Annotated in this window: 23 protein-coding genes, 1 tRNA gene and 1 pseudogene; 11 read left to right on the top strand and 14 right to left on the bottom strand. The window is 43.6% G+C overall.

Features of this window, described 5'->3' with window-relative positions; genetic code table 11:
* Positions 1–34: 34 nt before the first annotated feature.
* Positions 35–292, bottom strand: coding sequence for a hypothetical protein (locus F6K37_RS09185; RefSeq protein ID WP_287249664.1), 258 nt, complete (start codon positions 290–292; stop codon positions 35–37).
* Positions 293–961: 669 nt separating this feature from the next.
* Here F6K37_RS09185 and F6K37_RS09180 point away from each other — a divergent pair.
* The gene (locus F6K37_RS09180; RefSeq protein ID WP_008188904.1) at positions 962–1,702 is read left to right on the top strand and encodes a hypothetical protein; all 741 of its coding nucleotides are present in this window, start codon (positions 962–964) and stop codon (positions 1,700–1,702) included.
* Positions 1,695–2,681, top strand: a complete 987-nt coding sequence (locus tag F6K37_RS09175) for a pentapeptide repeat-containing protein (RefSeq protein WP_008188905.1) — start codon at positions 1,695–1,697, stop codon at positions 2,679–2,681. Before F6K37_RS09180 ends, F6K37_RS09175 begins: the two co-directional genes overlap by 8 nt.
* A 317-nt stretch (positions 2,682–2,998) precedes the next feature.
* On the opposite strand, the gene F6K37_RS09170 is transcribed toward F6K37_RS09175, so the two are convergent.
* Both F6K37_RS09170 and F6K37_RS09165 read right to left on the bottom strand, forming a co-directional pair.
* Entirely contained in the window at positions 2,999–3,469 is a 471-nt protein-coding gene (locus tag F6K37_RS09170) for a P-loop NTPase family protein (RefSeq protein WP_008188906.1), read from the bottom strand.
* Between the two features lie 128 nt (positions 3,470–3,597).
* The gene (locus F6K37_RS09165) at positions 3,598–5,721 is read right to left on the bottom strand and encodes a protein kinase domain-containing protein (RefSeq protein ID WP_287249660.1); all 2,124 of its coding nucleotides are present in this window, start codon (positions 5,719–5,721) and stop codon (positions 3,598–3,600) included.
* Positions 5,722–5,987: 266 nt separating this feature from the next.
* Here F6K37_RS09165 and F6K37_RS09160 point away from each other — a divergent pair, with 266 nt between their 5' ends.
* A complete protein-coding gene (locus tag F6K37_RS09160; RefSeq protein WP_008188915.1) occupies positions 5,988–6,311 on the top strand; it encodes a (2Fe-2S) ferredoxin domain-containing protein in 324 nt (107 codons plus the stop codon).
* Between the two features lie 97 nt (positions 6,312–6,408).
* Here the strand turns inward: F6K37_RS09160 and F6K37_RS09155 are convergent, their stop codons facing one another.
* Positions 6,409–7,083, bottom strand: a complete 675-nt coding sequence (locus tag F6K37_RS09155) for a response regulator transcription factor (RefSeq protein WP_008188917.1) — start codon at positions 7,081–7,083, stop codon at positions 6,409–6,411.
* A 141-nt stretch (positions 7,084–7,224) separates the two neighbouring features.
* Here F6K37_RS09155 and F6K37_RS09150 point away from each other — a divergent pair, with 141 nt between their 5' ends.
* The 4 genes from F6K37_RS09150 to F6K37_RS09135 all read left to right on the top strand — a co-directional run bounded on the left by F6K37_RS09150 (position 7,225) and on the right by F6K37_RS09135 (position 10,246).
* Positions 7,225–8,073 (top strand): M48 family metallopeptidase, encoded by an 849-nt coding sequence (locus F6K37_RS09150; RefSeq protein WP_287249656.1) that lies wholly within the window; start codon positions 7,225–7,227, stop codon positions 8,071–8,073.
* Positions 8,074–8,154: 81 nt separating this feature from the next.
* Positions 8,155–9,042: a class I SAM-dependent methyltransferase gene (locus F6K37_RS09145; RefSeq protein ID WP_287249655.1), complete on the top strand. Its 888-nt coding sequence runs from the start codon at positions 8,155–8,157 to the stop codon at positions 9,040–9,042.
* 340 nt (positions 9,043–9,382) lie between these two features.
* Entirely contained in the window at positions 9,383–10,108 is a 726-nt protein-coding gene (locus F6K37_RS09140) for an HAD family hydrolase (RefSeq protein WP_008188921.1), read from the top strand.
* Between the two features lie 65 nt (positions 10,109–10,173).
* Positions 10,174–10,246: transfer RNA gene (locus F6K37_RS09135), tRNA-Ala, on the top strand.
* Positions 10,247–10,438: 192 nt separating this feature from the next.
* Here F6K37_RS09135 and F6K37_RS09130 read toward each other — a convergent pair.
* The 4 genes and pseudogenes from F6K37_RS09130 to F6K37_RS09110 form a co-directional block, all read right to left on the bottom strand.
* A pseudogene (locus tag F6K37_RS09130) lies at positions 10,439–11,455 on the bottom strand (DUF4351 domain-containing protein).
* Positions 11,456–11,565: 110 nt separating this feature from the next.
* Positions 11,566–12,192 (bottom strand): restriction endonuclease subunit R, encoded by a 627-nt coding sequence (locus F6K37_RS09120; protein ID WP_287249647.1) that lies wholly within the window; start codon positions 12,190–12,192, stop codon positions 11,566–11,568.
* A gap of 107 nt (positions 12,193–12,299) precedes the next feature.
* Complete coding sequence (locus tag F6K37_RS09115) at positions 12,300–13,343, bottom strand: AraC family transcriptional regulator (RefSeq protein WP_008188925.1); 1,044 nt, start codon at positions 13,341–13,343, stop codon at positions 12,300–12,302.
* A gap of 216 nt (positions 13,344–13,559) precedes the next feature.
* Positions 13,560–13,688, bottom strand: coding sequence for a hypothetical protein (locus F6K37_RS09110; protein WP_287249646.1), 129 nt, complete (start codon positions 13,686–13,688; stop codon positions 13,560–13,562).
* A 190-nt stretch (positions 13,689–13,878) separates the two neighbouring features.
* On the opposite strand from F6K37_RS09110, the gene F6K37_RS09105 reads away from it, so the two are divergent.
* Together F6K37_RS09105 and F6K37_RS09100 are read left to right on the top strand one after the other, a co-directional pair.
* Positions 13,879–14,370: a cupin domain-containing protein gene (locus F6K37_RS09105; RefSeq protein WP_202799269.1), complete on the top strand. Its 492-nt coding sequence runs from the start codon at positions 13,879–13,881 to the stop codon at positions 14,368–14,370.
* Positions 14,371–14,647: 277 nt separating this feature from the next.
* A complete protein-coding gene (locus F6K37_RS09100) occupies positions 14,648–15,529 on the top strand; it encodes a MarC family protein (protein WP_287249645.1) in 882 nt (293 codons plus the stop codon).
* A gap of 266 nt (positions 15,530–15,795) precedes the next feature.
* Here the strand turns inward: F6K37_RS09100 and F6K37_RS09095 are convergent, their stop codons facing one another.
* Entirely contained in the window at positions 15,796–16,827 is a 1,032-nt protein-coding gene (locus F6K37_RS09095) for a pentapeptide repeat-containing protein (protein ID WP_008188934.1), read from the bottom strand.
* Positions 16,828–16,857: 30 nt separating this feature from the next.
* Positions 16,858–17,064 (bottom strand): hypothetical protein, encoded by a 207-nt coding sequence (locus F6K37_RS09090; RefSeq protein WP_131827127.1) that lies wholly within the window; start codon positions 17,062–17,064, stop codon positions 16,858–16,860.
* A gap of 851 nt (positions 17,065–17,915) precedes the next feature.
* Here F6K37_RS09090 and F6K37_RS09085 point away from each other — a divergent pair.
* Positions 17,916–19,175 carry a serine/threonine protein kinase gene (locus tag F6K37_RS09085; protein ID WP_071105440.1) on the top strand — a complete coding sequence of 420 codons (1,260 nt, stop codon included), beginning with the start codon at positions 17,916–17,918 and terminating at the stop codon, positions 19,173–19,175.
* Positions 19,176–19,191: 16 nt separating this feature from the next.
* Here the strand turns inward: F6K37_RS09085 and F6K37_RS09080 are convergent, their stop codons facing one another.
* Positions 19,192–19,587 (bottom strand): hypothetical protein, encoded by a 396-nt coding sequence (locus F6K37_RS09080; protein ID WP_287249644.1) that lies wholly within the window; start codon positions 19,585–19,587, stop codon positions 19,192–19,194.
* 436 nt (positions 19,588–20,023) lie between these two features.
* Positions 20,024–20,410, bottom strand: a complete 387-nt coding sequence (locus F6K37_RS09075; RefSeq protein WP_008188938.1) for a hypothetical protein — start codon at positions 20,408–20,410, stop codon at positions 20,024–20,026.
* 167 nt (positions 20,411–20,577) lie between these two features.
* On the opposite strand from F6K37_RS09075, the gene F6K37_RS09070 reads away from it, so the two are divergent.
* A complete protein-coding gene (locus F6K37_RS09070) occupies positions 20,578–20,796 on the top strand; it encodes a helix-turn-helix domain-containing protein (protein ID WP_143727636.1) in 219 nt (72 codons plus the stop codon).
* A gap of 82 nt (positions 20,797–20,878) precedes the next feature.
* Here the strand turns inward: F6K37_RS09070 and F6K37_RS09065 are convergent, their stop codons facing one another.
* Both F6K37_RS09065 and F6K37_RS09060 read right to left on the bottom strand, forming a co-directional pair.
* A complete protein-coding gene (locus tag F6K37_RS09065; protein ID WP_008188940.1) occupies positions 20,879–21,841 on the bottom strand; it encodes a hypothetical protein in 963 nt (320 codons plus the stop codon).
* A gap of 786 nt (positions 21,842–22,627) precedes the next feature.
* A complete protein-coding gene (locus F6K37_RS09060) occupies positions 22,628–23,713 on the bottom strand; it encodes a pentapeptide repeat-containing protein (RefSeq protein ID WP_287249643.1) in 1,086 nt (361 codons plus the stop codon).
* Between the last annotated feature and the right edge of the window lie 640 nt (positions 23,714–24,353).

The following is a 24,353-nucleotide window of genomic DNA, read 5'->3' as shown; positions in this document are numbered from 1 at the left end:
GGTAAGTGATTAACCAGACTTGAGCTCAGTTGAATCAACCTCGATTTTTGGGGAGCCGACGCAATCGGCTCCTTTTTTTTGTGGAACGGACATCTTGTTTTTTGTGGAACGGGCATCTTGCCCGTTTCATTTTATGGAATGATTTGAATAGTTTTGTGGAACGGGCATCTTGCCCGTTTGATTTTCGGTTGAGGGGGTGACAAGCCAGCTCAACGGTGATGCGATCGCATAGCATCGCCTTCGGGGGAATCCCACCTAGGGCTTGAGAAGACGCTGATTTCAATAACTCCATCCAGTCACTGAATCCAGTCAGTGAATCCAGTCACCTCATGCAGTAATTAACTTCACCGGTTGATGTGATTTATATCACACCTTTATCTAACTAAATCGATAATAATGATTATTAGGGAAAATTCTAAGATTAGTCAGCCAAGTCTTATAATTTATCATTTCAGGGCAAAGCATCTTATTATACCCTCAGGATTAAAAGCTCAGGGTAGCGCGTCTCTGACTAATTAAATATATCAGTCAAGAAATATAATATCATCTCTGATTGACTAATTATCATATCCGAAATCAGGTAATTTGGAATTGGTAATTTGTATTTGGTGATTTTGAATTGGTAATTGGTAGTTGAGGATTACCCATTACTGATTACGCTTACCCAACAATCTATAGACTATTTTGGAAGTGATTAACCGCACTTGAACTAATAGATCAGTTCAGATCATTTATGTAAAGCTGTATCGGTTTCTTCAGCTAAACGTGAGATGCTCTTTGTGCCGTGTGTTTCACATTTAACTAGATTTTACGTGCATTTCTGCTGAAACTATTCGAGCAGAGGTCGCTGTCATCAGTAACCTAGAAGCAATTCTTTGCAAACGTAACGATTCACTCGTTTGCCTATAAGCCTTAGGGTTGCTTTGCCAGTAAACTGTGAACCTCTCTATCCTAATTTAGCATGTTACAAAGAAAATCGACACCGCTTATCCTACCAGAGGAAAATAAATTTCCAGACTGTCTGACGATGGAGCTTAAAGTTGAGCCAGTCTCGACAGGGATTTTTTCATCTCGCGATAGAGAGCAATTAAAGCTATACCTGACTATTCAATTTAATGAACAGTGGCTGCAGATGCTATTGGGTCGAGTTAGGTTCGGACTCAAAGGTGGAGAACTCAGGCTAAGGCTAAAAAATGGCAAGATACCTTTGGAAGCTCGTAACTTCAGTGGCTCATTTGAGCCTGCTGTTGAAAAACAGAGGAAGCAGCAAGAGAGTAAGGAAAATCACAGTAAAGTCGAGGCTTCTTGGGATAAAAATCAACCTGGAGTTAAAGCTAACCATGGTGAAAAGAATACAGGAGGGACAACAGATGGGTTTCAGTTCATTGACTATCAGATCACAACGAAGGGGTCAGAGGAAACTCCAGCTTGGGTTTTTGAGGTAAAAACGGGTCAACCCGTGTTTAAAGGATTACTCAAGGAAGTCGAGCTGGGAACAATAGATGTAATGGCAAAGCCGTGCTACATAGAAGCTACCTTTGAAGTTTTTAAACCAGATGTTCATGTGACTGGAGCTGAAGGGTTGTGGTCTCCCGAAATTAGTCGGGAAGAACGTGTAGTCTTAGATAGAAAGATTGCCTTACTGATTCTAGAGCACCAATTAAAACCTTATTTAAGTAAAGTGGTACTAAAGTATGACTAACGAACAATCTAAACCGGTGACTAACGAAAAATTCAACCAGGAGTTGGAAGAATTCATCAGAAGTGTTGAAGGCGCTAACACTACTAATTTTTCTCAACTGGCGGAGATAGCTGAACTAAATCTTTATGAAGACTTGGCTAGAGTTGACTTAAGCGGGGTTAACTTAGAAAACGTTAATCTGAATAATGCTGATTTAAGGGGAACGAATTTTAGGAATGCCAATCTAACTGGTGCTGATTTTAGGAATGCCAATCTAACCGGTGCTGACTTTAATGATGCTATTTTAGACAACGCTCAATTTGGTAATAATTCAGGGCTTACTGAGGATATTATATCTGCTCTCAAGGCTCAAGGGGCAATTTTTTTTGATGATTCTGAAGAATTCTTGCTTCCTACAGAAAAATTACATAATGTAGAAGCGCTCTGGAAGCAGGGTATCAAAAAAACTATTTTGATGATAGAGGAATTGAGTGATAAGGATGTAGAATGGATGATTGCTACAGGCAGCAAGAAAGAAATTATTGCTGATACTACGCTTATCGAAGAAGGGAAAGAGATTGATGCACTGTATATAGTGTTGGACGGACAGTTTACAGTTTCAGTTGGGGGCAGAGATATTGCTGAATTATCGGGAGGTGAAGTAGTAGGGGAAATGTCTTTTCTAAAACGAAGTTTACCTGCCGCTACTGTTACCGCTATAAATGACTCAGTAGTTTGGTCAATTTGTCGGCATAAGTTGCAGGAAAAGCTACAGCAAGATAAAGATTTTGCATCCCGTTTCTATAAAGCTACTTCTATTATTTTAGCTGATAGGTTACTCGGCCAATCTTATCAAAATCAATATTCCCAAATTCAGCCATTACCTAACTACTATTGCAGCCCTAAAAATCTTAATAATCAGGCTTATTTGAATCGTTATGATGCACAACAAAAATTATATTCTCTAATCAAAGGGATGTCGGACAAGTGCTTTAGTTAAACCCAACTATTTAGCACTTATCACATTTCTCAATTCGGTGAGGTACTTTTGTCCTAGGTGGCGCAGAAGTAGGGAGTAGGGAGTAGGGAGTAGGGAGTAGGGAGTAGGGATGGAGCGCTCCCCAGAAATTCTGGATTCTTATGATGACTTCAGCAATTCTGTCTACTGTCTACTCCTGAAAATAATTAGTTAAGACATAATTCGAGGGAGTGATAAAATCCTAAAAAGGGTGTTAGACAATCCTAGCATTAGAGAATGGGATTCGGCGTTCGCGCAGCGTGGCCTAAGGCCACAGCCGAGGCTACGCGAACCCATGATTAATTTATTTCTATTTTATTGCCGCTAAAACTTTTGAATAGTCTATCATGGCAGCTAAAGGAATATTCATCATCACGTGAATAGTAGTCTTTAATCCAGGTTTGTAAAAATTCAAAATTCGCTTCTTGTTCTTTGGGAGTCTTATACTTATGGGGCTCCCATGGTCTGAGTCGATTGTTTTCTAGGCATTTTTTAACTCCAGGATTCAAAAATATCATCTCGGATGAATAGTTGGCGGCTGTTTCAATTAAACTACCGTAGCATCCTTCAATTATCCATCCAGGATTTTTTTGAATAAAGTCGATTAATAATCTCTCGCTTTCGGCATCTTCCCGTCTTACTCCTGGTAGATCGGGTATCCAAGTAATAGTATCTAGATCTAATATGGGTAAGCTTAACTCAACCTGCAATTTTAAGGCTAAGGTAGTTTTTCCCGCTCCAGAGTTGCCGAATATTAGTATCTTTCTCATGATAAATGAAATAGACAAAAGGTAAGCATATGCGCTACGGGCACGCTAAGGGAACAACCCTTAGCTATCAGCTATCAGGCGGGGAGCCTTGAGCACTAGAGTCTTGCTCAGGTAATTAGGATTGCTTTTTACTTTAAATCCGCTTCCCAAACACCAATGTAAATGCGATCGCTACCGTCTCGTTCAATCACACCCTGCAAGCGGTTATTATTACCACTGGAAAATTTATAGGTCTTAGACTCGCGCTGATATACATCTTTCAGTCCCTGTTTAATGTCAGTGGAGATGTTGTTACTGAGCAGCTTGTCTAAGGTCTGTGACATGATTTCTAGGTCAACGGATTGCGAAAAAGTAACTTCCGTTTGGCGCAGACGCCCAGAACTTCGATCAAACAAGTATCCTAGATCTACTTGATTGGGCACAACGTTTTTATAAAGGAAAGCGCGAGTCTTCCACATGCCGTTTGATTTTTTTGTGGGCTTGCCTAAAGCATATTCCACTGCTCTGCGCTGAGTTCCTGGGGGAAATTTGGGAATAGCCTTGAGCTGAGCAAGATTTTGGTTATTGGTATTGTTTTCTACGATGGGTGAAGGTTCGGTGATAGGTTTCCGTGTTGTTACTGGAACTGGTTTTACAGTAGTGTCTGGTGTTGATGGGGATGTTGGTGTTACCGGATCGGTTACCTTAGTTTCTGGTTTTGATATCGAGGGAGTAGTTACCGGATCAGTTACCTTAGTGTCTGGTTGTGATGGGTTTGATGGTGTGACCGGATCAGTTACGGCAGTTTCTGGTTGTGATGGGGATGATGGTGTGACCGGATCGGTTACGGTAGTCTCTGGTTGTGATGGGTTTGATGGTGTGACCGGATCGGTTACGGTAGTCTCTGGTTGTGATGGGTTTGATGGTGTGACCGGATCAGTTACGGTAGTCTCTGGTGTAGTTACTGGTGATGGATTATTGGTCTGGGACTGTGATGGGTATGATGGTGTTTCTGGTTTAGTTACTGGTGATTTGTCCTTGGTCTGGGACTGTGATGAAGATGAAATAGTCTCTGGTGATGGGTCTTTTGATGATACTTTTTTATCTTGCGATTCTTGAGAACTTGGCTTGTCTGGGTATGATGTTGATTTAGATTGATCATAGGATGGGACGGTCGTAGAGGGATTCAAGAACTTGTTGAATCCCGAACCAAATGCCACCACAATCAGTAATATACCGCCTCCGATTAAACCTCCCTTTAAAACTGCCTTGTAACTATCGTTTTGTTTTACTGTGACGGGACTTGGGCCTTTAATAGTGGAGACTGAACCGTTGTTGGCTGGTGGTGAGTCACCCGGGGAAATCGGTACTGTTGCTACCGTCCCGTTGTTGCCTGTTGATGGGGCACCGGGAGAAATGGGAACTGTGGCTTCCGTAGGTGATGCAGGGTCAGATTGGAGAGCATCAAGCATTTGTCTGGCACTAATAAAGCGATCGCGTGGATGGAATCGAATCGCTTTGTCGAGCACTATTCCTAGGTTTGAATAAAGGGGTGGGGCATCTTGACGCCATAAAATCTCACCAGTCCTCTCATCTGTGTGGAATAGCTGTGGTATTTTACCCGTGAGCAACAAAATTGCTGTCAGCCCCAAACTGTATAGATCACTGCTATAGGTTGGGTGTCCTGCTGACTGTTCCGAAGACATATAGCCAGGAGTGCCAATTATAATTGATGCTGGGTGGGGGGTGCCAGAGTTGGTGACTACGGTACTCATTGCTTCTTTGACTGCACCAAAATCAATCAGAACTGGTACCCCATCTCGTTGGCGGATAATGATGTTATCTGGCTTAATGTCCCGATGAATGATACGGCGAGAGTGGACATACTCTAGAACCCTTAACAAACTAATTAGGAGTTCCCTAACTTCAATCTCAGTAAATTTTTTTCCCTGTCTAACCTGTGTTGTAAAGGTATTGCCTCGAATCCACTCTTGAACCAGGTAAAACTTTTCGGCTTCAGAGAAATAGGCATAAAGTCTCGGAATCTGGTCATGTCCTTCCCCTAAGGCTTCTAAAACAGCTGCTTCTCGTTGGAATCGCTCTTGGACGAGCTTGTAAGCTTTGGGATTATGGGCCAATGCCTTAAGTTGCTTAATCACACACCGCCGTCTTGAAGGCATATGGATATCTTCGGCGAGAAAGGTGTCACCGAACCCACCCGAACCTAGAGTCTCAAGGACACGGTAGCGATTGTTTAAGAGTTTTGGATTCATGACGGATTCAGGGACAATTCGGTTCGAAGTGTGGTCTTCATTCTAATGTTAAGCTGGTGTCCTATTCAATTGGATGGTTGAGCAATGAGTTATTGGTAATTATTCATTGCTCATTTGTCCATAACAGGAGACTGTGCTTCCTCAAAACCGACTCAGGACTGAAAACAGTTATTTGGCATTTTAGGGGGTGATTATATTAATCTATGCATAAAAGTCAATGATTATGATGAAATTAGTAATAATTCTTAATATTAACTGAACCCAACGTGGAAACAGATTTTACTCAACACAGTGCCAATACAGAAAAGCCTTGTGTTTTAGTGTGCCAACATAAGTCTTGTTTAGCAGCCGGTTCAGCTGAGGTGCTGGCTGCGTTCGAAGAAGCTGATCTTTCTGAGTTTAGCGTGATTGGTACAACTTGCCAGGGACAGTGTAGTTCTGGTCCAACAGTGCGGATTGTTCCGGAGGAGACTTGGTATTGCCGAGTCAAGCCACAAGATGTACCGGTAATTGTGGAACAACATCTCCAAGGGGGTAAGTTAGTAAGGGCAAAACTGCATCCCCGCATCCATATGAGTTTTGGGTATTAGCTATTAGGTATAGCAGTTTTCAAGGGTTTTAGGGAGTAGGGAGTCGGGAGTCGGGAGTCGGGATGGACTGGCGCACTCAGGACTGATTCACTCAGGACTAATCTCGCAATACGTAGCCAACACCGCGCACGGTTTGGACTAGACGGCTTTCGTTGTTGGCTTCTAGCTTCAGGCGCAAGTAGCGAATGTAAACTTCTATGATATTAGAGTCACCCATAAAGTCATAACCCCAGACTCTTTCGAGGATTTGCTCTCGGGTAAGGACTTGTCGGGGATGGGCAAGGAGATATTCGAGTAGATCAAATTCTTTGACAGTCAGTTCAATTAATCGCTGACCTCGATAGACCTCACGGGTGCTATGGTTTAAACTTAAGTCGGCAAATTGCAGGATGTTGGGGTCTTCGGTTTGATTGCGTCGCAGATGAGCTCGGACCCTGGCTAATAATTCCTCTACGCTGAAGGGTTTGACTACGTAGTCATCAGCACCAGCATCTAAACCACTAACGCGATCGCTTACTTCATCTTTAGCGGTTAATAAGATAATCGGCACCTGATTACCAGTAGTGCGCAGGCGTCGGCAAATTTCTGGTCCTGATATGCCCGGTAGCATCCAGTCGAGTATTACTAAATCTGGATTAGATTCCCGCGCTGCTCCCAAACCAGCTAAGCCATCGTAGGCAACACTAACCTCATAACCTTCGTACTTCAGTTCCAGTTCAATGAACTGGGCTAGTTTGGTTTCATCTTCGACAACTAAAATATGGTGGGTCATAATAGCTTGATGGTGTCTAGGCCAAACAACTGTAAGTTTTCAGGACTAATACAGAAATAATAACGGCTCTAACAATTCATGATATCTTCCACAACAATAGTTTTATAGTATTTTGCTATGGATAAATTTGGGAGATAATCGGTGCGTAGACTAATCTTTCGTTTAGGAATTGCATTCATAGTCGGCTTATTTGGGTTAATCAGCTACTTTACCACTGTCTCTGAGAATCCAGTCACTGGGGAAAAGCAGCGCATCCAACTTTCCCCCCGTCAGGAAGTGGTGATTGGGTTACAAGCACGGGGACAAATGGCGGCTCAACACGGTGGTCTTTACCAAGATAAAGCCCTTCAAGGATATATTTCTCAAGTGGGAGAGGGGATTGTCAAAAAGTCGGCAGCCTCTGGTTCACCTTATCCCTTTGAGTTCTATTTGTTGAGTGACCCCCGCACTGTGAATGCCTTTGCTTTACCAGGGGGACAAATTTTTCTGACTCTAGCCATGCTCAGGCGACTCAATACAGAAGCGCAGCTGGCGGGGGTGTTGGGCCATGAGATTGGTCACGTAGTGGGACGACATGGTGCAGAACATCTGGCTAAGCAGAAACTTGGGGTAGCATTGGTTAATGCTGTTGGTATTGCTGCCAGTGATGATGCCCAAAGTGGTAGGCAAGCAGCACTATTTGCCCAAGCCATTAATCAAATGGTTAGCCTTAAGTATGGACGCGAGGATGAATTAGAAAGCGATCGCCTGGGTTTTCGGTTTATGACACAAGCGGGCTATAACCCTAGGGGAATCGTTGAACTGATGCAAGTCCTTAACTCGATTCGACAGGGTGGACAACCACCGGAGTTTTTTAGTACTCACCCTAACCCTAGTAATCGGATTGAACAACTCCAGAGTCTGATTGCTAAAACTTACCCTAATGGTATTCCTGCTAATCTCCAAGAGGGTCGGGAGCGGTTTGCTCGGTATATTAAACGGCAACGGTAAGGAGTGTGGTGCTAGATTAATCACCCTCAAGCTATACTGCGTTAGGAGTTGGTTGGTTTGATATCTCCAGGAATTATACCTATGGCAGTTAATCAAGATACACTTTGGGACCGTTTCTTATCCCCGATCATCTTTAGCTTGATTGATCAAGAAAAGCTGCTACAGTTTAACGAAACTATGGATTGGGAAGCTGAGTGCGATCGCTTCCGTAACCCTGAGCTAATCTATCCTGACTATTACAGCACTCAGAATTTCCATGGTATTGAAGGGGGCTACTTGAATGGAAGTGCAGCCACAAGCTACGACCCAATTACCCAATATGCGTTGCCCCCTAATGAAACCTGGGTGCGTCAGGGGTTGATTGATAGTATAGTAGGGAAGCCACGACGAATTCTGGATTTGGGCTGCGGCACGGGTTCCACAACCTTGATGTTAAAGCAGAGGTTTCCTGATGCCGAGGTCATTGGTCTCGACTTGTCACCTTATATGCTGGTCATGGCTGACTATAAAGCTCAAAAGGCTAATGTGGATATTCAATGGCTTCATGGTATGGCTGAACAGACCGGTTTAGCTGATCAGTCTTTTGATCTAGTTACAGCATCACTGTTGTTTCACGAAACTCCACCTCAGGTAACTCAGTCAATTTTGCGTGAATCCTTCCGACTGCTCCAAGGGGGAGGACAAGTTTTGATTCTAGACGGCAATCAGACTACGATCCGGGAGGCGAATTGGCTAACGGAAGTTTTTGAAGAACCCTATATCAAGGCTTACGCTAATGGTAGCGTTGATGCTTGGATGGGTGCAGCTAGTTTTGAAGCAGTGCGCACTACGCAATGGTGGTGGCTCCATCAAATAACTCAGGGTCTAAAACCTTTGCCAGTAGGTAAATCAGCTGTTTGGGAATCTCAATCTCAGGAGAGTTTTCCAGATGAAATTGCTTCACAAGGGGTGCCGGTTCCAGCGGTATAGTGCCTTTCTCAAGTAGTAAGCATTCACCGGTCAGCGCTCAGCGCTCAGCAGACTTAACTCAGATAAATTAATGGTTACCTGTTTTATTCAAAAGTCAAGTAGCGTCGCACAGGCTAGAAGCCTGTGAGGTAACGCATAAGCTGATAGCTGATACGCGACACGCTGATAGCTGACCTCAAGTAAGCACTTGGACACAATTAACCTTGAATGTTAAGATTAGTAAAGTTTACTCTTAAAATAAGGGGATAGGCAAGGGGGAACGGGGAACAAAAAAGGGTTTATTAACGTTATTTTATTTATGTTTATCAACAAGATAAACATAATTTATCTCTAGGTACTTATGAGTTTGAAAGCAGTTCTGTTTGATTTTAACGGAGTAATAATCAATGATGAGCCGATTCACGAAAAACTAATTGAGGAAATTATTATTGGGGAAAATTTGCGTCCGGATTCCGAAGAGTTTCGACAGGTTTGTACAGGCAGAGGCGATCGCTCTTGTCTGCGAGAGTTACTTAAGCGTCGCGGTCGGGTGGTTACGGAGGATTACTTAAACCAGCTAATCACCCGCAAAGCTGCTGCCTATCAACGTCAGCTAGAAAGTATGGAAACCTTGCCCATTTATCCTGGTGTGGAGGATTTAATGGTTCAGATCCAGGGTGCTCAGATACCGATGGCTCTGGTGACTGGAGCACTGCGGAATGAGGCAGAAGTGGTGCTCCATCGCGCTGGTTTAGCTAACTATTTTAGTTTGATTGTTGCTGGTGATGATATTACTACTAGTAAACCGGAACCGGATGGCTATCTGCTAGCGGTAGAGCGGCTCAATCAAGCCTATGGTAACCTCAACTTGAAACCTGGGGAATGTCTAGTGATAGAAGATTCTTTGGCTGGAATTGAAGCAGCAAAGCGAGCTGGCATGCCAGTGGTAGGAGTGGCTAGTACCTATCCCCTTCATATGCTACAGCGTCACGCTAACTGGACTGTGGATTATTTGAATCAGCTGGAATTAGAACGAGTGCAGCAGGTCTCTTCTGGGGTATCACCTCAGCCAGTAGCAGAAATCTAGACCATACAAGGGCACAGGGAGATGGGTCCCGGTGCTATAATAAACACAATAAACAAAAGTACTAGGGGGAATTGGCTCAGTTGGTAGAGCGCTGCGATCGCACCGCAGAGGTCAGGGGTTCGAATCCCCTATTCTCCATAGATAGCAGGTAAGCTATCAGCTATCAGTTTTCAGCCGTCAGCCGTCAGCCGTCAGCTTGGTGGCACAGGCTTAATGTTTGTGGCACAGGCTTTGACGCTGTGACATAACTCAGCATTATTCGAATGCTGACCTGTTTGATTCAAAAGCTGATAGCTGATAGCTGATAGCTGATAGCTGATAGCTTACATATTACCTATCCCTGAACTGGTTCAACCAATTGGCCAAATCCACCTCGGTTTCAAAATCCAACAAGGCTTCCCCTAAATCCTCCAACTGGGAAAAGGACAATTGCTCAATTTGATGCTGTAATTGGGGATTGAGCTGACCTAGACGACGGTTAAGTAGACGGATAATTAAATTAAGCTCATTGCGCTTTCCTTGTTCTAATCCTTGTTCTAATCCTTGTTCTAATCCTTGTTCTAATCCTTGTTCTAATCCTTGTTCTAATCCTTGTTCTAATCCTTGTTCTAATCCTTGTTCTAATCCTTGTTCTAATCCTTGTTTTAATCCTTGTTTTAATCCTTGTTCTAATCCTTGTTCTAATCCTTGTTCTAATCCTTGTTTTAATCCTTGACTAATAATGCGTTGATAAACCACCGACTCTTGCATCATATCCTCCCGAAAATAAGCTTGAATTAACTGCTCATCAAATTTCACCCCAGCCAACAGTTGCACGCAAGCAGACAGGTTACGCTGCTGTTGTCTATCTTCAATCATATCGATTTTGGCTGCTACCTGGGAGAGTAATGTTTCTGGGACTTCAGCTTGTGCTAACACTGCCAAGGGTAGTAACCCTGGCGTTGTCAGTAACGGTTGTGGATCACATTCCCAAATCCGAATCACTCGGTAGTGGAAGGATAGGTTCGGTTCGGTAAATTGATTCACAAATACTCCCGCTAATCGGGTTGGTTTCAGAAAAATTATTACCTGGTCAATCTTACAGCGATACTGGCGATACAACCTCACCCAATAATCCAGCATCCGCAGGGGTAAGGGAGGTTCAGATTGGGGTAGGGTTTGAAATTATAGATGCAAAATCGCATCAGCAACCCGCACAAAAAACAAGGCATCTGCCCGAATTGGTTCTGTACTTAATTCGGTGTTGAGAATTTCTATATCTTCTGGTGGTTCCTGGTTCCACAACCAACGGGTAAAGGATTGGGGATATTGTTCCACCAAATATTTCAGGGTACTGTCGTAAGTCATAACAAATATAGCAAAGGGAGTAGGGACTAGGGAATATGGTATCAAAAATTATCACAATTCCTACACGGATTGCTATTAAGTATTTTAATCTGCTGGTTACCCCTTCAGAACTAGATGTCTAGGTGAGTCAGTTTTTTAAGAATCCGAAGCACCTGATACAAATCATTTCCGGGATTGCGCAGTGAAAATTCAGCAGATGTCGCATATCTGGGCTTTTCACTGTTAACTAGTTTGATGAAAATGAAGGTACCACCAGTGGTAATCATGCCATAGCTTGGTTGATCTGGGTTGGGATTAGCTAACATGTAGGCCAGAATTTGGGGTAGTCCAGCTTCTATGGAGAAGCTAGCCTGTTTGGATTCGATAATCGTGATCCAAAATTCGTTATGTAAGACTAGGGTATCAATGCTTCCTTTGACAATAATGCCATGGTCGTCAACAGAAATCTCTACGGTTTTTTCGGCTTTGATGTGAAAGGGTTCCAGATAAAATTTTCCGATAAATAGCAGGGGGGATAGGATGGCGAGATTAACGGTTTTTTCTAGTAAGGGTGGGTAATAGAGTAAATTAAAATAACCAGCTTTAATGTCATCTAGTAATTGCTGTTGTAATTCGCTGATTTCTGGTAAGTTTTCTTGCCACTCGTGAAAGAATTGGTTATCGTTAACTAGCTGAAGATTGACTAGGGTTTTTAATTGCTTGAGGGTGATGTCTTTAGCTTGGATTGTTTCTACCATTGTTGGTAAGTCGTTGGTGGTGATCAGGGAATAAAAACGGAAAGTTACACGTTACAGGTTAGTTCAGACTTAAATTGATAACCGCTTAATTGGGTATACTAAAATACTTATCCAACATTCCGCCGGAACTCGGCAGGGGTGTGCCCGGTCCAACGCTTGAAGGCTCTGCGGAATGCACGATCTTCTGAGTAACCCAGCAAACAAGATATGGCTTCGATACTGAGTCTGGGGTCACTGAGGAACTGTTGTGCGTTTGCTTGACGAGTTTCGTCTAACAATTGCCGAACGGTGATACCATGGTCTTGGGTCAAGCGTTGTAAAGCACGAAGACTCATGTTCATCTTTCGTGCTAGAGCCTCTGCACCATATTCAGAACGTTCAGCATTGTGAGCGATCGCATCACGGACTCTAGATAGTTCCGGAGAATCACTAGAACCTGCTAACCGTTCTCGCACCAGGTCTAGATGGCTCTGGATATAACGAAACAGATCCGGATCAGGCTGTTTGGTGGGTAGGTCTAGGGCCCCTTGACGAAAGACAAAGGCATTGTGGGATTGTTGAAAGCATACTGGGGTACCAAAGAACTCCTCATAAACCTGGATTGGTCCGAAGGGCAGGTGATTAAAGTCCACGCGCACAAGGAGATCATCCGCTCCCAGAATTTCCCGCATATAGCGCAACCCCAAAGCTAGTCCCACTTCAGCCGCGCAACCCCCATCCTCGGCATCCATCGGATGATGCATTTGTAAAATTCCCTCTGAGGAGGACTCAATCAGGGCGATGTGCAGTTGATCCGATAGCACAGACCGATAGCGCACTAAGTTCTGCAACGCTTGTCTGAGATTTTCAGCATATCTAGCTCCATAGGCTAGTGTTCCAAAGTATGAGAAGGGAGTAGCACTGGCCATGTGGAGTGCGATCGCTTCTCCTGGGTAAGCCTTGGTCAGTAAGCGCCATACCGTTGGTACCAGGTGTTGAGACAGGTGGGCATCAGGATCGAGCAGATCGGTACGGGTTAGTCCTGTGGCGGCAGTGATCTGTTCCATGTCCACTCCCCGTGCCACTGCATAAGCTACGGTACTCGCCACCACGCTAGCTAGCATTTCGGGTTTGTGCAATCTGTCGCGAAATGTCCGTTTTGGTGCGCCCATTGTCCTTATCACACCTCTGTTAAAGATGGCAATTTGGTTATAGAAAGCTCTTAAGCATTCAGCTCTCAGCTCTCAGCCGTCAGCTTAAAACAAGCTATTCGACTGATCAGTTCAACGGACTCAAAGCCAAAGACTATAAATTCCTAGCTTGGGCGTTCCCGTAGCGTAGCCGAAAGGCCAGGGAACTGAGATTAAACGAATGCTTAGCTCTTTCATTCAAAAGCTGATAGTAGCACAGGCTTCGACGCTGGGAGTTAGCCCATTAGCTGTTCGCGTAGCGTGCGCGTAGCGCTTAAGCTGAATGCTTACTATTTCAAAACCATTATAGTGCCCCATGAGCTGCATTATTGGTTTGCCATTTGTAAGGCATTTGATGACAGGGTTGCACCTTTAAATTTAGTCAAGAAATTTTTCAGTAAAGCGAGATTAAAGGAGTAGAACAATGAGTGAATACAATGTAAACGATCGATTTGATGCCCAGGATCTCCTTAAGAAACCTGGTGAAGGAGAAAGGACAGCCACCGACATGATAATCATGGCCCGATCCAGAGACATGGGTGGTGATTTCTCAGTGATGCAGGGTGTGATCAATCCCGGTCACTTGCTGTCACCCCACAGCCATAAGTTTTGCGATCAACTGGTCTACGTGATCTCCAGTGAACTTGTGTTCGAGATTGGCGGTGCAGATGGACTAAGGTTCACAGCTCCTGCGGGAAGCTACGTCCAAAAGCCACGGGGCATTGTCCATGCTTTCTGGAACTCCACCGATACACCGGCTCATTACATCGAGCTGTCAGGTCAGGAAACCTTTGAGGGGTTTGTTGACTCCTTGAAGGGGGGCGATCGCAAGGGTCTCGCGAACGCAGAGCGGGACTGGGGCATGGTTTTTGCTCTCGACGAAATTCCAAGGCTGATCAAGGATAACAACCTCACGGGCCTCGCCATGTCCGAGACTCCCGACTTACCCCATCTACCTAATCTTCCCGAACCAGTGGCAAAGCTGTTTAGCAATATGAAGTTGCGCTAGAAAATCTTGTAGGGTGGGCAAAAATTGTTTGGTTCTTTTGAGTTTTGTAGATAAAAGAACGTTGCCCACCCTACTTTAATGGCGTTGCTGAATCAAGGAATGAATACGCGATCATCTGGTTTTGGTCAAGCCCCCTAAATCCCCCAAGCGAGGGATTGCTCGCTTGGGGGACTTTGAAAGTCTTATTCCCCCCAAAATTGGGGGGCTAGGGGGGCAAAACCATACCCAGAATCAGCAACGCCATTTTTTTTACTTGTAAGAGTAGGGAGATAGGGAGATGGGTAGGTTGTTGAGAATTCTAGGGATAGCGATCGCATCGGCTTATTTTGCCTCGATGTTAGCACTTAACAGTGCCACAGCAACCATCCCTACACCGCCATCTCCCTCCCTTGCAACGGATTTTACTGGGCAAACAGCGATAATCTCAGCCCAAGCTATGGAATCATCAAGGGTTCAACCTGCTATACCGGTCAAGGCTGAGATTGATGCTAAAACTCAGGTTTTATTCGAGCAACTTTTTGAGGGATTTGGGGTATTCAATATCCTGATTATCTTTTTACTTACCGTCGGTCCGCTCAAACTAATTGTACCCTTTGTCAAGCTGACAGCTAATGCTGATCCGGCCTTGCGTCGCCAGCTTGCTTTACGGGGGTTTGGCATATCCACCTTAGTTATTTTTGCGGTAGCACTACTTTGCCAAAATGTTCTGAAAGCCTGGCAAATCGATCTCTCAGCAATGCTAATCGCAACAGGTATTATCCTTTTTTTAGTGGCTCTGCGAACAGTATTATCCCAGTATAATCACCACCAAAATAACGAGCACTCGCCTGTAAATCCTTCTCTGAAATTAACGATTAATCCTTTAGTTTTTCCCAGTATTTTAACTCCCTATGGCATTGCTGTTGTGGTGACCATTAGCGCCATGTTCGGACGGATGGCAATTGCTCCCGGTTCTATGTTTTTGCTATTATTTGTGGTAATGGTACTAAACTTAGGAGTGATGTTGGTCGCCCATCCCCTTTTGAATCTCATCAAACCCGTCACTCTAAGAGTGCTTGGTTTTGTGTTTGGGGTGATGCAGGTGGCTCTGGGACTAGATATGATTTTGACGGGAGTGAAACTGGAAGCGATCGCACTGAAATTTCTTCTAGGGTTGTAACATAATCGGCGTTGCTGATTCTGAGTATGGTTTCGCCCCCCTAGCCCCCCAATTCTGGGGGGAAAAAAACTCTAAAAGTCCCTTCCGGTGCGCGCCTCCTAGGGCGAGTAAATCGCCCTTGGGTCGCACCGCAAAGTTGGGGGATTTAGGGGGCTTTAAGAAAACCAGATGATCGCGGATTCATTCCTTAATTCAGCAACCCCACATAATCGACCCATAATTACCCGATCTCACCACATACTTCCCATAAATTTCCCTATTCCCGATCACAGACCAAGCTGTTGTCGCAACGCATCGGGCATATTCTCGGCTTTGTCCAAACCTGTAGCATTTTTCCACTTCGTCTGTCGATTCCAAGAGATGCCTTCAAGGTTAGCACTAGTTAGATCTGCACCAGTCAAGTCCATACCATTAAGGTTTGCATCTGTGAGATCTGCACCACTGAGGTCCGCATGTTTGAGGTTTGCACCATTGAGCTTTGCATATCTGAAATCTGAACCAGTCAGGTTCGCACTAGTGAGGTCTGCACCAGTGAGATCCGCACCCATGAAGTTGGCACCACTGAGATCAGCATTCCTGAGATCAGCATTCCTGAGCTCAGTAATACTCAGGTTGGTTTTACTGAGGTTCGCTCTAATTAGCAATGCTTTACTAAGCTTGGCTGTATTAAGGTTAGCTCTCGCAAGATTGGCTTTAGTTAGATCAGCTCCCGTAAGATTAGCTCCAGTAAGTTCAGCGTCATTGAGACTAGCTTGATGAAGTATAGCATTCGCCAAGTCAATGTCAATCAAATCGGCATTTGGGGCATCCAGCCCCCTCATGGAAACACCATAGTTGTTCAAAACCTCAAGGGCTTTTACTCTGGCATGACTAGTAGCTACTCCTGCTCCTGCGGCATTATCGACAATTTGCCATGCCTCATAGATTATCCTTTTTCTGCGCTCTAGACCTTCAAGCATGTAAAGAGACGCTCCAAATAAAAGAGCGAAACCTTCAAGATTTTGCACTTTAGAGACGAACAATAGTTGCTTTACCAAACAAAACCCGTCTGAATCTTGAGGTGAGCAAACTTGTTCGGTTTCAGTTGTCTTTGGCTCCAATGACGTTTCAGTTGTTTTTGGTTCGAATAACGTTTTAGTTATTTTTTGCTCCAATACACTTAATCCCACTAGAAAGAAGTAAGCAATAATGAAGGAAAGCACTACACGAAGCCAGATATTGCTTAGATACTTTTCGCTTTTGGGAACCACTACACGAAGCCAGACATTCCTTAGACGCTTGTTTAATAAGCCAATCACCTGTATCCTTATTTACTAAAAGTCCTGATCTTATTTGCAGTATATAGCAGGTCTTAATTGAGAGAGGTAATTTCGTCCTAGGTTGCGCGGGAGTAGGGAGTAGGGAGTAGGTAACTTCGGAATAGCTATACAGCTTTGGCAAAAGGCATTGCCACCATGAGCAACTGCCGTGGTTTCCCATGAGCAACTTCCCGTTGAGATTGGTTTTAGCACTTTTGGCTTATTTGAATTGGTCAATACATGAGTGCGTATTGTTATAATATGCTATAAGCAAAATAGTATCCCCCCCTGCGCCCGCGCCCCATAATTTGGTGAAAGGGTATTGCAGCTGTTACCCCCTTATAGATTGGGGGATGGGTACCTTGGGTGGAATTTTGCAGGTGGCGCTCTAGCCATCAGAATGCCTGGGAATTTGTCCTGCTTAACAAGGGATAGCTCCTGAAGGGCATCGGGAGCAGGTCAAAGTTGGCTAAAAAATCAACTATATATAGAGTTTTTCGTTCTTATGAGGGACAATCAGTGTCTTGATGCAGTCGGCCAAAGGGTGAAACCCTCAGCATAGGGCTGCATCCCTACTCTGTGTTACGAAGTCTCTGCTCCGATTAACCCACCACAAAAGCACCTCAACCAATTGAGAAATGCTATAAGTGACATACTCCCAAGGCACCTGATGATTTAGAGATGATTTCAAGTTAACTTATTTTGTCCTAAGCTAAGCTGATCTAGCTGGAGCAGTATCTTAGACCCTAGGGTAATACCGAACAGCCACAAAAGATGGTTGTTATGGTCTAACTATTTATGTATTTCACTCAGGGCAAACGCATCTAAAATTATAGAAGCCTTACTCAGAAGCAATGCAGCGCTTTAATCAGGGGGTTTCCACCAGTCGCTACTGCATCAAGACAAAAATTTCAAAATTAATCAGCAAAAATTAATCAGCAAAACTACCTATCCTATGAATCTCATATCCAGTAGGCATTTCAAAATAAGATGCGTCTACCCTGCGTCCTACCCTAAAGTTAAAAAACGCTAATCATCCACCAAGCTATAAAATTAGCTAAAGCAATTAATTCAATTAAAATAACCCAATGATAAGCTTAGAACCAGGAGATTCTATTAAAGACGGCGACTATACCATCCAACGTGAATTAGGAAAGGGAGGCTTTGGAACGACTTACCAAGCTACTCGTCACTTACCCGATGGTCAGGAAGAGATTGTTGCCATAAAAATTGGAAGAGAAGAACTACCCGATAATCAACGAAGCGAAAGAGAAAAAAAATTTAAAGATGAAGCGCAGCGACTCAACCAATTTAACCATAACCATATTGTTAAATTCATAGAGTACTTCTATGAACCAACAATATATCGTCCTTGCATCGTGATGGACTATATCGAAGGAGAGAACCTACACAGACTCACTCAACCAGGGAATGGAATTCCAGAGGAACAAGCCATCAAATATATTCAGCAAGTTGCCGATGCCTTGACAGCAATGCATAAGGTTAAGTTGATTCATAGAGATGTCAAGCCTAGTAATATTATGGTAAGACATGGAACTGAAGAAGCAATACTGATTGATTTTGGGATCTCCCGGGAATTTGTTCCTGACCGGACAATAGAGCTAACGCGACAATGGTCGGAACGTTATGCTCCACCCGAGCAACAACTACGCCGCTTTAAAGCAGGCCCACCACTTGATATCTATGCCTTATCCGCCACCTTCTATTTCTTGTTAACCGGACGCCAACCAGTTAGTAGCAGAGACCGGGAACATGAATTAAAAAGATATAGAAAAGACCCTCAAAAACAAGATGTGGAAAACTTCGTCACCAACAAAAAATTGAGAATAGCAATTCTCAGAGGTATGGAACTAGATCAACAGCGAAGACCTCAGTCAATCTCAGATTGGCTAAAATTACTAGAGTCTCCAGCAATAATAAGTCTAACTGATAGGTTTAGACCTATTGTTGGATATATATTTAGTTTTAGTATTGAAGCTCAAGTTAAAGTTTTATTGACAATTTATAAACTTATAAAAGACAGAGATTTATACAGCTTAGAAAAAGCTATCAATCTATTTGAGCAAAATCAAAACAACTATCAAGGAAACAAAGAATTTGAAGAACTCTTTAGTGAAATAACTCGTAGATATGCTCAAGACGTATTAGCTCTAAGCGGAGAGCCAGGAGTTCGTAAGGGAATTGAAAAGTTGGAAGAAATTCAGCAAAGACTGGAGAATAACTTCGACATTGAAAACCTGCCGGAAGATGATATCATCGCTCAGGAATATAAAGATGTTAGTGCTCTTCTAGAGCAGATGATAAATTCCCGTAACGGTAACAATTAGGATTTTCATGTATTTTTTAAATAACAGCCAAAGCAATTATCCCCAATAAAGCCAAAGCTGATAAAATTGTAGAAACCCCTTTCTTATCCCTAGATAAATCTTCCTGTTCTTCAATAGGTTCCGTGATTGTTTCCCAGCACGCCTCTCTAATGGTCGCACTCCACTCACTGCCCATTTCTGAAAACCAAAACACATTAGGATCACCAATAAATGGGTGACGGTTAATGGTTTGCTCTTCACGGTTGACGGAAATTGGGTGACGGTTAATGGTTGAGCCTTGACGGTTAATGGTTGGCCTTTGATGATTGGTTAATGGGTGACGGTTATGGTAGTATTCGGACTGATATCGGTAAGTATCAACAATAATTGGTTTGGCCTGATCACCAGTAACGGTATTGTTTTTCTGTGACATTGATTAACACCCGATTCTAAAGGTTAACAAGGTAAGGATTCAGCTAAGGCACTACCTGCTGAATGCTGAGTGCTAATAGCTGATTTCTAAGTATCTATAGACTTATCGGGGTAATCACCAATAGTTATGCAGAAAATTTTCAAGACCAGTAAGCTGTCAGCTGTCAGTGGTCAGCGGTCAGCGGTCAGCGGTCAGTGGTCAGCCGTCAGTGGTTAGCAGTCAGCGGTCAGCCGTCAGCCGTGAGCTTTTAGCTCACGCTACTTGAGGTGCCGTCAGCTTATTTTATTTAAAAGCACCTCAAGTACTGTGGCACAGGCTTCCAGCCTGTGACCTAACCCATAAGCTAATCGCTGCTATTAGCCTAGCTGAGAGCTGACAGCTGATAGCTGATAGCTGTTCGCGTAGCGTGCGCGTAGCGCATACGCTTACCCTAAACCTATCGCCTCAAATTAACATAGCGAGTCAGAATCCGAATGATCTCACCCTCGACAGGGGAAGGAATCGGCGGGGTCCACGCTATGACTTCGGCAAAGCGAAGCACGTGCAATTGGTTAATCACACTCTCAACACCTTTGGGTACACCACAGGCGAGGAGGCGGACTGGGGTTTTGCCCTGAGGGACATCATAGATCGGAGCTTTGATGAGCTCTGGAAGCGATGCAGCGCGGTCTTGGGGGTTTCCCCCATGAGCGACTGCATCAAGACAGGAACGTGGGTTTACCATGTATATATCACCTTGTTTCTTTGGTGGTGGAATAGCGATCGCACAGAGGTTGTCGAGCCATAGAGTGCGATCGCTTTGTGCTGGCGAGGGAATTGCCAATCACTGTAACTGCGTACTTTTATAGTATATCCTATCTTTGCCAGTTTGTCAACACTTTGAGTTTAAAAAAAAATTAGAGAAGTATTATTTTCAACAATTCATGCTGCGAGCGGTTACAATCAAACGTAACGAACGTTTAGTATGGTAAGAGGTTAAACACTGAAGTGGTGATTCACTGGAAATTGGCAGTAGTCATGGCTGAGCGCAACATCAGCAATAAAGACCTAGCTGAGATAATTGGAAAGCATCCTAACTCCGTTTCCAGGCTAAAACGGCATCGTCGTCTACCTAGAATTGACGAAGACATACTCAACTCCCTGTGCAAAGCACTCAAGTGCCAACCAGGGGACTTGATAGTCTATCAAGAGGATGAACAAGACCCCTAAAACGGGAAATTTACCGGTAATCGGAAATCGCAAATCGCAAATCGGTAACCGGTAATCGGTAATTTTCCCTGAGCCTTAGCCATCAGCGCGTTATGGATGGGCCCAAAATATAGGAACCCCTAGCTGTCTGGTGAATCGTCTCTGCAATTTTTTTAGCCACCTTTTCACTAGTCCAGTAGCTGTCGTGAGCACTGCCACCATTGATTAATGCTAAAAATGTCGATTGTATCGGTTTAGCGACATTTTCTAATAATCCAGAACCGTAGGTAAGTACATCTTCAAGTTTGATCACTTTGTCATACTCATCTACTAATTTGGGTAACACTCCTTCTAGGGGCCAAGCAATGGGATCCCCCGGATGTACAAAGTTTTGCCAGGGTAACGCCACTCCTTGTTGAGTCAGACTTCCCAGTAATTCCTTTAGTTTGGAACTAATATCATGGGTACTCCCCTCTCTGGTGTTGCCAACAATATGGATCAGAGTAAATAGGGCAATCGGTGAACCCATGGTATGAACACTAGCCAGAGGAATAGCACTGTCTTGCTCCGATTCGATGCCCAAAATGCTTTTGCGAATCTCCTGAATACTCTGATGACCAGGTATACTTGGGTCATCCCATCGACTAGCAAACAACACATCAAATAGGATAATCGTTCCCCAACTGTGAGTAACTAGGTGCAAACGATCCTGATCTTGGTATCCTTCCAATCCCTGATAGGCTTGTTTACTCATCTGCTCAATAGCCAGAGAGCTAACATGTCTGCTGAGGTAGAGAGCCCCGTCTCCAACGAATTGTAAGATTTGCTTTTCACGGAAGTCTCTGAACCAGAATTCATTCCACACCTTCGATGCATTCAATGCTGCTACTAGTTCCTTCTCCTGCTCAATTACCACATTCCCCCAGTACAGAGGTATCTTTTTGAGTTGAACGGATGACTCAACATTATTTTGAATCAGATCGAAAAGCTTGTCAGCGTATTGGGGTGTTTCTCGATCTTGGCGAGTATTGACACCATGTATAAACAAAATGTAGTCAGTAGCCACGGATCACCCTCTCTTTTATGGAATTTTATAGATGATTCCATCAGTTTATGCGATCGCGTACCCTACCCGACCGCGATCATGGATTCCTGGTAGGGAGTAGAGAGTAGGGAGTAGAGAGTAGGGAGTAGAGAGTAGGGAGTAGGGAATATGGCATCAAAAATTCTCACAATTCGTAAGCATTCAGCTATCAGCGTGTCGCGTATCAGCTATCAGCTAATGCGCTACAGATGGTGCTACTTGAGGTGCTATCAGCCAAACGCGAGTGCGTGGCCATAGGCCAAGGCTTATGGCACCTCAAGTAGCGTGGCCATAGGCCAACGGCTGACAGCTAAATGCTTACCTTTCAATTCTGATTAATCTCGAACTATTAGGTGCGACCCGTGGCGAATTTAATTCTTAATGGGTCAAGGGCACCTTTAAATTCTTCTGTTCGCGTAGCGTGGCCATAGGGCAAAGAGGTTTATTTTAATTAAGCTGAACGCTGTTCGCGTAGCCCATATGCTTCCCCTCAGACTCATAATGGTAGTTCAATGGTAGTTTTCAACTTTTACTCTAATTATTTATTAGACCTCTTGCAAAAGTCTTTTTATGATAGTGTTTACGTCAATTATTGTCCACTATTCCCAGATCCGCTGTTCCTTCCGACTTCTGCCGCGAAGTCTATTTAGGCTGTGCTTATCTAAATGGAATTATTGTTCGATTATGTTTTTACAAATATAAGATGCACCAGATCTAATTTATGTCTTCTGTATCCTATAAAAAAAACGCAAATTTATTAGAATAATATTAAGCCCTAATCAGGTAGTATGGTAAAATAGTTTCGCTATCTATTTGTGCCAATTCAATCTGCTTTTTGGTCAGATTTTTAGCTCCTTGGAGGTTAGCCCCTCTTAAATCTGTACCGTGGAGATTAGCTCCTTCTAAATTTGCCTCTTGCAAGTTAGCTTGAATCAACGATGCCCGCTGTAAATTAGCATTCCAGAGGATTGCCTGTTCTAGCTTAGCGCTCCTGAGAAATGCCCCTTCTAGGTTAGCATCAGATAAGCAAGCGTCTGTCAAGTTAGCTTTGATCAAGTATGCTCCTTGGAGGTTAGCTTGATTACAGTCTGCCCCTTCTAGATTGGCTCCGATCACATATGTTCCTTTTAGATTAGCCTGATTAAGATCAGCTCCTTGTAGTTTGGATCCATTAAGGTATGCCTCTTGCAGGTTTGCTTCTGTTAAGTTTGCCCCGATCAGTGTGGCGTGACGTAAATCAATTTTATCATCTTCGAGCTCTTTTGAGCTGTCGCGCCTGCCAATAACCGTCAGGGCACCTTGAATATCAATAGGAAGTTTTTGGTCTTCTGTAATTGGAAGAGGACTGCATGAGTCATTGATTTGCTTTTGCATCTCTACATGAATCTTCCCAGGGGACTGATATCGCACAAATGTCGATAAAATTTCCATGATTTTCCAGTGGTCTTGGGCAGAAACCTTAGCAATTCGTTCTAGGGCATAAATTCCACCTAGCCGCAGGGCAATCTGATCAGAACTCAGCCACTCAAGGGCATTATTCAAGCATTGAATCATTTGCCTGTCTTCTGAACAGATAGCCTTTTTGTCACTTATACCAGTCTTTTCTAAATCGAATGAACGCTTGCTTAAGTAGTAAATTTTCAGCAAAATTACTAGTCCTATAGCCATTATTAAAACAGCTATATAAAAAACAATTCGGTCTTTTTCATCTACTTGATTCAGTAAAAAAAATAGTTTATTGAGTTGGGATTCTTCAAGAAATCCATCAAGGAAATTTATGGGAAATACCACAAACCAATATAACGAAGCAATCCCTAAGTATACTAATCCACTATAAATCAAAAAAACAACCATTTTGAACCGTAACGGGTGATTTTTTGCCTGGTTTACCTTGAGTTTCATGCCTTGTATTATCCTTAACTCAACTGGTAGACTTTATTAAATCACCATCTTGTGAATATTATGTGAATAAATCAAAAAATCTAACTAACGAGCTATTTCTATATACAGCGGATCTGGGAATCGGGAATCGGGAGCGGTGCGACCCAAGGGCGATTTACTCGCCCTAGGAGGCGCGCACCGAGGGAATCGGGAGCGGTGCGACCCAAGGGCGATTTACTCGCCCTAGGAGGCGCGCACCGAGGGAATCGGTAAAAGCGGGAAATGGGGAGAATTATCCCGGGAATTATTGTGTATTTTGATACATATGGGTAGATTTTTTTCGGACATACTTATGTATTTTGATACATATTTTGATTAATTTATACGTAATAAACGTACCTACTCGCCCCTTTTTAAAAAACCTACCCTTGTAAGCATCTCCCCAGGGAGCAGGTCTTGCGTTGCTGAAACATTAGTACTATTTCCGTAAGCATTCAGCTATCAGCTATCAGCTATCAGCTATCAGCTATCAGCTATCAGCTATCAGCTATCAGCTATCAGCTATCAGCTATCAGCTATCAGCTATCAGCTATCAGCTATCAGCTATCAGCTA

This window comes from Moorena sp. SIO4E2, assembly GCF_010671945.1.
Taxonomy (GTDB): Bacteria; Cyanobacteriota; Cyanobacteriia; order Cyanobacteriales; family Coleofasciculaceae; genus Moorena; species Moorena producens.
The sequence above is the reverse complement of the archived record's forward strand: the minus strand, read 5'-3'. Positions and strand labels throughout refer to the sequence as shown.